General features: G+C 43.4%; 10 protein-coding genes. 5 read left to right on the top strand and 5 right to left on the bottom strand.

Going from position 1 to position 12064, the window contains the following annotated elements:
- Positions 1–24 precede the first annotated feature (24 nt).
- Positions 25–2238 (bottom strand): AraC family transcriptional regulator, encoded by a 2214-nt coding sequence (locus IGK63_RS06520; RefSeq protein WP_016613302.1) that lies wholly within the window; start codon positions 2236–2238, stop codon positions 25–27.
- Positions 2239–2400: 162 nt separating this feature from the next.
- Between IGK63_RS06520 and IGK63_RS06515 the strand changes: the two genes are divergently transcribed.
- The 5 genes from IGK63_RS06515 (at position 2401) to IGK63_RS06495 (ending at position 8470) form a co-directional block, all read left to right on the top strand.
- A complete protein-coding gene (locus tag IGK63_RS06515) occupies positions 2401–3381 on the top strand; it encodes a LacI family DNA-binding transcriptional regulator (protein WP_005229927.1) in 981 nt (326 codons plus the stop codon).
- 70 nt (positions 3382–3451) lie between these two features.
- A complete protein-coding gene (locus tag IGK63_RS06510; protein WP_005236497.1) occupies positions 3452–4855 on the top strand; it encodes a tagaturonate reductase in 1404 nt (467 codons plus the stop codon).
- A gap of 12 nt (positions 4856–4867) precedes the next feature.
- Positions 4868–6379 carry a UxaA family hydrolase gene (locus tag IGK63_RS06505; protein WP_016613301.1) on the top strand — a complete coding sequence of 504 codons (1512 nt, stop codon included), beginning with the start codon at positions 4868–4870 and terminating at the stop codon, positions 6377–6379.
- A 20-nt stretch (positions 6380–6399) separates the two neighbouring features.
- Positions 6400–7788, top strand: a complete 1389-nt coding sequence (gene uxaC, locus IGK63_RS06500; protein ID WP_016613300.1) for a glucuronate isomerase — start codon at positions 6400–6402, stop codon at positions 7786–7788.
- A gap of 10 nt (positions 7789–7798) precedes the next feature.
- A complete protein-coding gene (locus IGK63_RS06495; protein ID WP_008381539.1) occupies positions 7799–8470 on the top strand; it encodes a rhamnogalacturonan acetylesterase in 672 nt (223 codons plus the stop codon).
- 258 nt (positions 8471–8728) lie between these two features.
- Here the strand turns inward: IGK63_RS06495 and IGK63_RS06490 are convergent, their stop codons facing one another.
- Genes IGK63_RS06490 through IGK63_RS06475 form a run of 4 tightly spaced genes read right to left on the bottom strand, consistent with a single transcriptional unit; the run spans position 8729 to position 12060 of the window.
- Positions 8729–9535 carry a gluconate 5-dehydrogenase gene (locus IGK63_RS06490; RefSeq protein WP_005229917.1) on the bottom strand — a complete coding sequence of 269 codons (807 nt, stop codon included), beginning with the start codon at positions 9533–9535 and terminating at the stop codon, positions 8729–8731.
- Between the two features lie 22 nt (positions 9536–9557).
- Positions 9558–10400: a 5-dehydro-4-deoxy-D-glucuronate isomerase gene (kduI, locus tag IGK63_RS06485; RefSeq protein ID WP_008381541.1), complete on the bottom strand. Its 843-nt coding sequence runs from the start codon at positions 10398–10400 to the stop codon at positions 9558–9560.
- A 12-nt stretch (positions 10401–10412) separates the two neighbouring features.
- On the bottom strand, positions 10413–11411 hold the full coding sequence (locus tag IGK63_RS06480) for a sugar kinase (protein WP_008381542.1): 999 nt from the start codon (positions 11409–11411) through the stop codon (positions 10413–10415).
- 1 nt (position 11412) lies between these two features.
- A complete protein-coding gene (locus IGK63_RS06475) occupies positions 11413–12060 on the bottom strand; it encodes a bifunctional 4-hydroxy-2-oxoglutarate aldolase/2-dehydro-3-deoxy-phosphogluconate aldolase (RefSeq protein WP_008381543.1) in 648 nt (215 codons plus the stop codon).
- Positions 12061–12064: the final 4 nt, after the last annotated feature.

Genomic DNA, 12064 nt, shown 5'->3' with positions numbered 1-12064 from the left:
TGATCAAAAAACGCTTTTTTTCTTTTAATCTTTGGATCGTTTGCGATACTCTCCGGGTGTCATCTGTTCTTTCTTTTTGAAAAAGCGGATGAAGTTTTGAGAGTTGGTATATTGTAGGTTGGCGGCGATTTCTTTGATGGTCAAATCGGTTTCTCTTAACCACTTTTTCGCGACTTGCAATCGATAGTTTTGTAAGTAATCGGCAAAATTGATGGATAATTCCTTTTTAAACACATTACTTAAGTAATTGGCATTATAATGCAACTGTTCAGCAATGCTATCTAAGGAGAGATCTTGGTCGTATTGTTGGTGTACGATCAAGACCATCTTTTCAGACAAGGAGCGAATTTCTCGATCTGTTTTGGCTTGTGTCGTTTCAACGATAGGTAAAACTAACTCTTGATAGATGATTTGCTCAACTTTGAACAAACTGGTTTGGTTGAGCACGGATTGATAGACTTTACGACTATTCTGCAAGCTAGTATGATCTGCTCCTAGGAGTTGCCCTAGCTGAACGATACTGTTGATCAACTTAAACAAGGCACTTTCAATCGTCAACGGATTTTTGTTTTCATGAATGATTTCGCGTACGACTTCTGTGTAACTCGTTTTGATGGTCGCTAGATCCCCACTACGCATTGCATCCAAAAAGGTGCTTTCTGCTTCTCTAGGGTACTGAACAATCGCGTTATTGTCTAATTGTGCCGCAATGTCGTCAAAAAAGATAATGACTTCTTCCCCTAAATTCATTCGATAGTGCAAGGCTTCTTTGGCGTTATCAACCGCTAATTTGGTTTCTACGAGGCGGTCGTAGGATTGTGAGACCCCACAACTTATTTTGATTTTCAAGTAATCTTTTGCCGCTTGATGGATCTTTTGACAATAGGTCAATACTTGTTTTTGGTCAACTGATTCAGGAAGCTTTAAAATTGTTCCTTGGGTTTCTTGACTGGAGATGATTGGCTGAAAACGCAAATTCGCCGGAATGATTTCAGAAACGAGATTCTCGATGGCAAGCAAGAATATATCAATAGTCGCTGTTTCTCGTCCACACAAATCATCGATTTGAATCAGTAATACGGCATAGTGTTCCGTTTCGGATACTTCATACCCAAATTGTGACAGTTTTAAGTGACTATCTGCTTCTGAGATACAGCCGCGAAACAAGTTTAATAAAAACAAGGATTCTAACTCGGGCTTTTGGTGTTCAACTTTGACGGCGAGATCGTGGTTTTGATGTAAGACCTGGTCGATATCGGAAATCAACTGATTGACTTCTAATTTCTGACCTTGTTTTTTGGGCTTTAAAAGCTCACCGATCCGATTGATGGGTGAGGTAGCCACGATCGCAATGCGATAGGATACTAATAAAAAGAGGATGATCAAAAGACTGCCAATCACGATCAAACCGCTTCTTAATTCACGGATTGCTTGCGAAACACTGGCAGGTGCCAGACGGATCACATGATACCACTGATTGTAATCCGATTGTGTGACCACATACTTATTGTTTTCTTTGTCAGTGAAGATACCATCGTCGTGGGCAGCTGCGATCATTGTTTCGTGTAAGTCAGAATCGATCACTTCACCATTATCGAAAAGCAGTTGTCCGTCCGCATGAAAAATATTCAAAAAGGAATCGTCATGATCTGCCACCAACTGCGCAATGGTATGGTCTTGGATTTCAGCGATCCCCAAAGCAGTGGTTTCCTGTCGAAAAACAGGCAGCGTCATCACCATTTTTAAATAGCCATCTTCTGGCAACCAATACAAGTAGCGTTGGTTGTCAATCAACGCTTGAAAAGCAGCGAATTCAGTATCATCGATCTGTTTTAAGGAGCCTTCTTCGATTTTCCAATGCTGATTCAAATTCACCAATTGGTAGCTGGCGTTTTCGATTCCCATCACACCAATGTAAGCCAGTTGCGAATTGATCTCGCGCACTTGTCGATAATTCGTCACGGAAAACGGCTGTTCCATCGTATCGGAAAAGCTTTGCGTGCTGCTATATGTAGAAAAGGCATACTCCACCATCTGAATTTTTTGATCCAGATTTTCTTTGACTTGGTTGACCAAATTATGTTGACTTTGCAAAAACGTTTCTTGAATGTTTTGATACGTTCGATGATAAATGACCCCACTAAACCCAATGATTAAAGCGCTACCAATTAGAAAAATCAAAATAAATATTTTATAAAACAAGTTGGATGTTTGATGATAGCTTAAAAAGAATTTCATAGACTCCCTCCCATTACCTAACTATCTTCTTTTATACTAGCACATCCCAGAAAAAGTTCCTATGTTATTTCGAAAAATGTTTCACGTGTGCATCCTTGTTGTATTGACATTCTCGTGGGAACAAGCTATGCTTGAATCAAGCAAAAAGGAAGAAGGTTTTCTATGGTCACGATCAAAGATATCGCCAAAGTCGCTGGTGTTTCACATACAACTGTTTCTCGTGCGTTAAACGATAGCCCATTAATCAAGCCAGAAACAAAAAAGAAGATCGCAGCCATCGCTGAATCTTTACACTATGTGCCCAATGTCAATGCCAAAAGTCTGGTGAATCAGAAATCTTATATCATTGGTCTTTATTTTTCTCATCTATCCATTGGTACTTCCGATAGCTTTTTAGTCGAAGTGATCAAAGGAATCAGTGATACCCTACCATCCGAATATACTTTGGCGGTTCATGAATTATTGCAATCCGATACATTTGATGAAGAGCCGAATCGCCTAGATGGAGCGATCGTGATGAGTCAAAGTGATCGTGATGACGGCTTTATCGCTGCTCTTTCAAAGAAAAACATTCCCATCGTCGTTTTGAATCGTCAATTGCAGGATGCAACCTTGATGAATGTCACTAGTAATGATGCCCAAGGGGTCTATCAAATGATCACCTATGTGCTTGAACAAGGCTTTCGAAAGATCGCCATGATCGAAGGGATCGCTTCCTTTGGCTCCGCTAGAGAGCGCCGCAAAGGATTTATGAAAGCGATTCAAGAAAAGCAGCTTGTCTGCCCGAAAGAATACTTCGTAGCTGGCGACTACTCGTTGGAAAGTGGTCAGCTGGGTGCCCAGCAACTACTCGCTTTACCTGAACCACCTGAAGTGATTTTTTGCGCCAATGATGATATGGCGATCGGGGCGATCAATGCCTGTCATCAAGCAGGACGAAAGATCCCAGAGGAGATCGGTATCATCGGTTTTGATGATAGTTCTTTTTCTCCCTATACGTATCCCCCATTAACAACGATCCGCAAACCAGTCTATGAAATGAGTCAATTGGCAGCAACTCTGCTGTTGCAAGCATTTGCCAATCAAGTAGTTGAGAAACAACATTTCTTTGATACCTCGTTAATCATTCGTCAATCGCTGTAAGCCTCTTGTTTTCAAGAGCGCTTACGCAAAAATGTTAACGTGTGCATAACTATTTTTTAAGGAGGATTCTATGAAAAAAATTACCGAACAACCCCATCAAACCTATCCAGCCCGAGTGATTCAATTCGGGGAAGGCAATTTTATGCGGGGCTTTTTTAACTGGCAGCTGCAGCAAATGAACAAACAAGGGCTTTTTAATGGCAGTGCCGTTGTGGTACAGCCGATTGATCACGGCTTGAAAGAGCTGTTGGCACAACAAGAAAATCTCTACACCGTTATCTTAGAAGGACTTGTCGATGGCGCTCCTTCTCAAACATTTGAAGTCGTCTCCACCATTGATCAAGTGCTGAATCCTTATCAGCAATGGGAAGACTATCTTGCTTTAGCCGAAGATGATCAACTCGAGATCATCGTTTCTAATACGACGGAAGCAGGTATTGCGTTTCACCCAGAGGATACCTTACACGATACCCCTCCCCACAGTTTCCCTGCAAAACTGACCGCTCTTTTGTATCGTCGTTTTCAACGACAAAAACCGGGATTTTTGATCATTCCTTGTGAATTAATCGATCGGAATGGGGAAAAACTAAAAGAGATCGTCTTACAATATGCCGCATTATGGTCTTTGGAGTCAGACTTCGTCAACTGGTTAGAAAAAGAAAACACCTTCTGCTGCAGCTTAGTCGATCGGATCGTTCCAGGATATCCTCGCGATAAAGTGGCACAATACCAAGAGATTCTTGGCTATGAGGATGCCGTAATGGTCACTGCGGAACCCTTTATGCTCTGGGTGATCGAAGGAAGCGGCGTAGCCGAAAAGCTTCCCTTGCAAGAAGCTGGGTTGAATGTGATCGTGACAGAAGATATGACCCCCTATCGTGAACAAAAAGTACATTTATTAAATGGTCCTCATACGGCGATGGTTCCACTCGGTCTTTTAGCTGGTTTAGAAACCGTTGAAGAAGTAATGAACGACCGTGATTTTGCAGCCTTTTTGGATGGTCTTTTTCTGGAAGAGTTGATTCCAATGCTTGATTTGCCTAAAGCGCAGCTTGCAGCTTATGCGGAACAAATCAAAGAGCGCTTCAGAAATCCTTATGTGAAGCATCAGCTGCAATCGATCGCTTTAAACAGCGTCTCAAAATTCCGTGCGCGTCTTCAACCAGTCTTAACTCGTTATGTCCAACAAAACCAGCAGGTACCAAAACGAATCACTGCCGCACTGGCAGGGTTGCTGACTTTCTATCTCACTCGACCTTTTCAAGATGATGACCTAGTGACAACCATATTTCAGCAAGTGAAACAATTACCAGCAGAAGAACAGATCGCCACTCTATTAAAAAAAGAGCAACTCTGGCATGCAGACCTGAGCTTTATGACAGCGACAATCAATGAAATGTGCGCATGTCTAAAACAAGACGGACCCCGCCAGTTACTTGCGTCGATTGACACCCCTGAGCCAAGTTTGAAATAAAGGAGAATCTTTATGTCCAGCACATTAACAGAAACACCCGCGCAACTATTGAAATTGCATCCTAATGATAATGTCGCAGTCGCATTAAAACCACTAGCTGCTAAAACGACCCTTTCATTTGAAGACCAAACGATCACCCTTTTTGAGGATATTCCACAAGGACACAAAATCGCCCTCAAAGATCTAGCACAATCACAAGACGTGATCAAATATGGCTATCCCATTGGACATCTCTTAGCTGACGTGAAAACTGGCCAATGGTTGCATACCCACAATGTCAAAACCAACCTTTCTGGTACCTTAGCATACACCTATGCCCCCGATTTGCATCCCGTCCGTTATCCAAAAAGGGCTGCGACGTTCCAAGGGTATCGACGGGCAAATGGCAAAGTTGGGATTCGTAATGATTTACTGATCGTGCCAACAGTTGGTTGTATCAATGGCATCGCAGAGATCATTGTTGAAAACTTCAAGAAGAATCATCCAGATCTTGGCACTTTTGATCATATTACGATCCTTAAACATCCCTACGGCTGCTCCCAGTTAGGCCAAGATCATCAAAACACTCGTCAAATTTTAATTGATGCGGTGCATCATCCAAATGCCGGTGGCGTCTTGGTCTTTGGCTTAGGTTGTGAGAACAACACCGTTCCCGAGTTTAAGAAAAATCTTGGTGACTACGATCCAAAGCGCGTCAAATTTATGGTGGCACAGGAAAGCGACGATGAAATTGCGGTCGGCGAAAGCTTATTAGAAGAATTACTGGAAGCAGCAAAAGAGGATCAACGAGAAGCCGTTCCCTTGAGTGAGCTAAAGATCGGGTTAAAATGTGGGGGTTCTGACGGGTTTTCTGGGATCACCGCCAACCCTTTGTTGGGGGCATTTTCTGACTTTTTAGTTTCTCAAGGTGGCAGCACGGTCTTGACGGAAGTACCCGAAATGTTTGGCGCTGAACAAGTCTTGATGGCGCGTGCACAAGATGAAGCAACCTTTGAAAAAATCCTCCATCTAATCAACGACTTTAAAGATTATTTTCTTGCTTACGGTGAACCAGTCTATGAAAATCCTTCTCCTGGCAATAAGGCAGGCGGCATCACTACGCTAGAAGATAAGTCATTAGGCTGTACCCAAAAATCTGGGACTTCTGCTGTCGTCGATGTCTTAAAATATGGGGAAAAACTCCGTAAGCCAGGCTTAAGCCTGCTGGAAGGTCCAGGAAACGACCTTGTTGCCGCTTCTGCACTGGCTTCTGCCGATTGCCAACTCGTCTTATTTACTACTGGTCGCGGCACGCCATTTGGTGCCTATGTGCCGACCATGAAAGTTGCCACGAATCAAGAGATTTATCATAAGAAACCCCACTGGATGGATTTCAACGCTGGTCGCTTGTTGGAAGAGCCGATGGAGGTCGTGCTGGAAGATTTTATTCAAGCGATCATCGATACTGCCAGTGGAAAACCGACGCGTAATGAAGCCAACAACGTTCGTGAGATCGCCATCTTTAAAAATGGCGTGACACTATAATCAAAGAAAAGAGGTCCGACATGTTTTTAAATGAAAACTATTTATTGCCAAATGAAATTGCTCAAACCCTTTACCATGACTATGCCAAAGAGCTGCCGATCATTGATTACCACTGCCACCTAGACCCGAAAGAAATCTATGAGGATCGGCCCTTTAAAACTATCACCGAGGCATGGCTAAGTGGTGATCATTACAAGTGGCGGTTGATGCGCGCTTGTGGCGTACCCGAAGAAGCGATTATGGGCAATGCCAGTGATTATGAAAAATTTTTGGCATGGTGTCAAACAGTGCCAAAATTGGTGGGAAATCCCCTTTACAGTTGGACCCATTTAGAATTAAAGCGATTTTTTGCGATCGATCTTCCCGTTACTGAAGAAAATGCCGAAACTTTGTGGAGGCTATGCAACGAAAAATTGCAGCAAAAAGACTTTACCCGAAGAGCTTTGATTGCTCGCAGTAACGTCGAGATCGTTTGCACCACAGATGATCCAGTCGATGATCTTCACTATCATCACCAATTAAGCCAAACAGAACAACGTTTTCGGGTCTTGCCGACCTTTCGACCTGACAAAGCGTTACAAATCGACCATCCGAATTTTCTTACCTATGTTACCAAACTCGAAAAGAGTGTCGAAAACGCGATCACTACCTACGATGCTTTCTCGACAGCCTTGCGGGACCGTGTAACCTACTTTCACCAGCATTACTGCCGCTTGTCTGACCATGCGCTGGATACTTTAGTGTATGCTGCGGACGAACAGTTATCTCTTGAAGCAATTTTTGCCAAAGCATTAGCTGGAGAATCTTTGGAGGAAAACGAAGTCTCGTTCTTCAAAACCAATGTTCTAGTTGAACTGATGAAGCTGTATCACGAACATGGTTGGACGATGCAATTGCATGTCCATGCGTACCGTAACTGCAATCAACGAATGTTTGAGCGCTTGGGACCAGATACGGGCTACGATGGCATCAATGATCAACCACTGACTCAAAACTTGCAGAAATTATTGAACGCTGCTGATGCGCAGGACCATTTGCCTCAAACGATTCTCTACTCCTTAAATCCCAATGACTATGATGCACTCGTCGCTTTGATGGGGTGCTTCCAGCAAGAAGGCAATAATAAATTGCAGTTAGGATCTGGCTGGTGGTATAACGACACCCGCGCAGGCATGCGTCACCAATTGACGAAATTCGCAGATGGCAGTGTGATCTTTAACTTTGTCGGCATGCTGACGGATTCAAGAAGCTTTTTGTCTTACACCCGTCATGAATATTTCCGACGCGTCTTTTGTGAATGGCTTGCTGAGATCGTTGTACGTGGTGAAGCACCTGCTGATCTTCGTCAGCTAAAACCATTAGTAGAAAATGTCTGTTATCAAAACGCCAACAACTACTTCAAATTTTAGGAGAAAGACAATGGAAAAAATCGTCATCGTCGGTGATTCCACCGCATCGATCAAAGAGCCTAGCGCTCGTCCAGAAACGGGCTGGGGTGAAAAGATCTCACGCTATCTCCCCCAGCATCAAATCGTCAACTTGGCAAAAAATGGGCGTTCCTCCAAAAGCTTCATTGAAGAAGGACGCTTGTTGCAGGCAGAAAAAGAACTACATGCTGGTGATTATCTCTTGATTCAATTTGGACACAATGATCAAAAAACAGATAGTCGCGGCACGACACCTGTTGAATATCAGCATAATTTAGCAACCTACGTGCAAACGGCACGCCAGCAGCAAGCGACACCGATCCTATTGACCTCGATCACTCGTTTGCATTACGTGGACCAACAACAACTTGATCCTTTGGCAGTCGGTCCTTACCCAGAAGCAATGCGTGCTTTGGCTACCTCCTTGGATGTGGTCTGTCTGGATCTTTTTGCCGCAACACAACGGTTCTTTTCAGCGCTGGAACCACAACAGGCGAAAACCTATTTTCTTCATTTAGAAAAAAATCAGCACCCCAATTATCCAGCCGGCATTACGGATAACACGCATTTAAATGACCAGGGTGCTACAGCCGTTGCCAAATTAGTTGCAGAATGTTTGAAAAATTCTCCATTACCGCTTGCACAACAAGTTTTGTTAGATTGAAACTCATTGTTCGTGTTTAATCTTCCCCTAACATAAATACGCTACCTGATTTTAAAAAGAGCAACTCAAGCAAAACGCTGCGAAGAACATTTTCCTTCACAGCGTTTTGCTTTTCCTTCTTTTTAAAAGATTTGTTTGCAATTGCTTTGCTTCAACCCATTTATCGCCAAGCTACCTTTTAAAGCCCTGCATTTATTAGGTGTTGCACCATAAAAATGGGAACGATTGCAATCGTCCCCATCCTTACTACTGATTGTTTTATTCAGGTTGTTTCCCGATATACGCCAAGATACCGCCATCTACATATAAGACATGGCCATTGACAAAGTTTGATGCCTCAGAAGCTAAGAAAACAGTTGGTCCTGCTAAATCTTCTGGCTCACCCCAACGGGCAGCAGGTGTTTTCGCTACGATAAATTGATCAAAGGGGTGACGAGAACCGTCTGGTTGGATCTCTCGTAATGGTGCAGTTTGCGGTGTTGCAATATAACCAGGTCCGATCCCATTACATTGGATGTTTGCTGAACCAAATTCGGCACAAATGTTTTTCGTCAACATTTTCAAGCCGCCTTTAGCCGCTGCGTATCCAGCTACCGTTTCTCTTCCCAATTCACTCATCATTGAGCAAATGTTGATGATTTTTCCATGTCCTTTTTTGATCATTGACGGTAAGACTGCTTTTGAAACGATAAATGGAGCGTTCAAGTCCACGTCAACGACTTGGCGGAAGTCTTCAGCAGACATCTCCAACATCGGGATTCGTTTGATGATCCCAGCATTATTGACTAAGATATCGATCACGCCAACTTCTTCTTCAATCTGCTTGACCATTTCGTTGACTGCTTTTTCATCCGTTACATCGCAGACATAACCGTGGGCTTCGATCCCTGCTTCACGATAGTTTGCTAATCCTTTATCCACTGATTCTTGATCCAAGTTGTTAAAAACGATCGTTGCTCCTGCTGCTGCTAGTGACCGAGCGATCGTAAAACCGATCCCATAGACAGCGCCTGTCACTAATGCGATCTTACCATCTAAACGAAATTGATCCATTGAAAAATCCATAATTGATAAACCCTCTTTCTTTTTATTTTAAGTCGTCCATTGCCACCATATCCATGTCGGTATAGGTGATATTTTCGCCACACATTGCCCAGATAAAGGAGTAGTTACTTGTTCCAACACCCGAATGGATCGACCAGCTTGGAGAAATAACGGCTTGTTCTCCACTAACGACTAAATGCTTCGTTTCATCTGGTTTGCCCATCATATGGAACACTTTTGTGTCTTCGTTGGCAAAATCAAAATACACATATGCTTCCATCCGACGTTCATGGGTATGACTTGGCATCGTATTCCAAGCACTGCCTGGTTCTAAGATCGTATACCCCATTTGTAATTGACAGCTTTCGCAAACGTTTGGGTGAATATATTGATAAATTTTCCGTTCATTTAATGTCAAGCCTTCGCCAGTCTCCATTGGTGTGACTTGATCAATACTGATTTTTACATTTGGGTATTTCTTATGTGCTGGCACGCAAGATAGATAGAATTTCGCTGGATTTGCTGGATCATCTGAGTGGAACAAGACTTGTTTGGTTTCCTTGCCGATATAGTAGCCGTCTTGTTTTTTCATTGGTTCTTTTTGGCCATCGATCGTGATCGCACCAGGTCCTCCAATATTGATGACGCCTAATTCGCGACGTTCTAAGAAGTATTCCACCCCTAATTCGCTGCTTAATTGCACTTCTAACGCTTCTTCTGTCGGTGTCACTCCGCCAAAGATCATCCGATCATTGTGGGTATAGGTCAGCATGATTTGTCCTGGTGTGAAAATTTTTTCTACCAAAAATTCTCTGCGTAATTCCTCGGTACTATAGTGACGAATATCAAGTGGACTATGGGTATAGCGTGTTTCCATGTGTTGCATGTTTTATTCCTCCTATCGAATAATTTTTCCTGAACCTGTTGCAATAAATTCTTGTATCTCATTGGCGCTAAACTGATTACAGTCGCCATGGATCGTATGTTTCAAAGCAGATGCGGCTGTGGCAAAATCAACGATTTCTTGGTCTTGTTTCTTCGTGACAACACCATGTAGGATACCAGCTGAAAAGGCATCGCCGCCTCCGACGCGATCAACGATTGGATTGATCTCATGGGTAGCAGAAACGACATAATTGCCGTTATGCCATAGGCTTCCTGTCAATTGATTGTGACTTGCTGAGAGCACCTGACGACTAGTTGAATAAAAGAGCTGGATATTTGGGTATTTCCGATGCATTTCTTGATAATAGTAGTCATCTTCGACTTCCTCTGTTGGAGCTGATACATCCATAAAGACTTGGGCATCTAACTGTCCTGCCGAGCAATAATCGACATAGGGGAGCACTTCTTGCAAAAAGACGCGTGCTTCAGCGGTCGTCCACAGCTTTCCACGATAATTGATATCGAAACTGATTTTACAACCAGCTGCTTTCGCTTCTTTGATCAACGTCAGCAAAAGTGTCTTCCAAGTCGTTGAAAGAGCGGGCGTGATCCCTGAAAGGTGAACAATATCAACCCCATCAAAAAGGTCAGATTGCCACTCATTTTCTTTCATTTGAGCAAAGCTAGAGCCTGCGCGATCATAAACCACTCGCGCTGCTCGTTCCCCGATACCGGTTTCAATATAGTAAGTACCTAGTCGGGAACCGCCACGAAGCACGTGGCGACAATCGACGCCATAGCTTCGTAAATGATGAAAAACGGCATCTCCTAAAGCATTCTCAGGCACTTTACTAGCAAAAGAAACGCGATGACCAAAATTCGCTAAGGAGATCGCAACATTGGCTTCTCCACCGCCATAATGGGCAGCAAACATCGAACTATGGGCGATTCGTTCGCCTAACGTTGTCGATAGACGCAACATGATTTCTCCTAGTGTCAGAATGTTTGCCATCTTACTTTCCTCGAATCTCTTTTAATTTTGCCGCATATTGTTTCGCTACTTCTGTTACTTTGTCAAAATCCCCACTTGCTGCTGGCGCTAACAAATTCCCCCCTACACCAACGGCTACAACACCCGCTGCAAACCATTCTTGCATGTTGTCTAAGCTGACACCACCGGTCGGCATAATGTTTAATTGTGGCAATGGCGCTTTGAAGGCCGAGATGATACTTGGTCCATACGCACTACCCGGGAATAGTTTAATGATATCTGCGCCTGCTTTTAAGGCGTCCTTCATTTCTGAAATGGTCATGCAACCAGGCAGATACGGGATTTGATATAAATTACATAATTCAGCCGTTTCTTGATCAAAGGTTGGGCTGACGACATATTCTGCTCCTGCCATGATCGCTAAGCGGGCGGTCACTGCATCAAGAACGGTCCCCGCACCAACAACTACCTCTGGATTCTCTTTGAAGATTGCTACTAATTCAGCGATTACATCCGCCGCTTGAGGCACTGTAAAAGTCAACTCAATGCCGGTGATCCCCCCTGCAACGATCGCTTTACTTGCTTGTAGTGCTTCTTCTTTTGAAGCGCCACGTACAACAGCGATCACACCGCTTTCCTTTAGTTTCATTAAATTCGCTACTTTTTTCATTAAG

The sequence above is a fragment of the Enterococcus sp. AZ040 genome (assembly GCF_050499185.1).
Lineage (GTDB): Bacteria > Bacillota > Bacilli > Lactobacillales > Enterococcaceae > Enterococcus_D > Enterococcus_D entomosocium.
Note: the sequence above shows the minus strand (reverse complement) of the source record. Positions and strands in the feature narration are given on the sequence as shown.

Excerpts from the sequence above, each read along its gene's own strand:
- IGK63_RS06520 (WP_016613302.1), bottom strand. The coding sequence starts at position 2,238 with ATGAAATTCTTTTTAAGCTATCATCAAACATCCAACTTGTTTTATAAA.
- IGK63_RS06515 (WP_005229927.1), top strand. The coding sequence starts at position 2,401 with ATGGTCACGATCAAAGATATCGCCAAAGTCGCTGGTGTTTCACATACA.
- IGK63_RS06510 (WP_005236497.1), top strand. The coding sequence starts at position 3,452 with ATGAAAAAAATTACCGAACAACCCCATCAAACCTATCCAGCCCGAGTG.
- IGK63_RS06505 (WP_016613301.1), top strand. The coding sequence starts at position 4,868 with ATGTCCAGCACATTAACAGAAACACCCGCGCAACTATTGAAATTGCAT.
- uxaC (WP_016613300.1), top strand. The coding sequence starts at position 6,400 with ATGTTTTTAAATGAAAACTATTTATTGCCAAATGAAATTGCTCAAACC.
- IGK63_RS06495 (WP_008381539.1), top strand. The coding sequence starts at position 7,799 with ATGGAAAAAATCGTCATCGTCGGTGATTCCACCGCATCGATCAAAGAG.
- IGK63_RS06490 (WP_005229917.1), bottom strand. The coding sequence starts at position 9,535 with ATGGATTTTTCAATGGATCAATTTCGTTTAGATGGTAAGATCGCATTA.
- kduI (WP_008381541.1), bottom strand. The coding sequence starts at position 10,400 with ATGCAACACATGGAAACACGCTATACCCATAGTCCACTTGATATTCGT.
- IGK63_RS06480 (WP_008381542.1), bottom strand. The coding sequence starts at position 11,411 with ATGGCAAACATTCTGACACTAGGAGAAATCATGTTGCGTCTATCGACA.
- IGK63_RS06475 (WP_008381543.1), bottom strand. The coding sequence starts at position 12,060 with ATGAAAAAAGTAGCGAATTTAATGAAACTAAAGGAAAGCGGTGTGATC.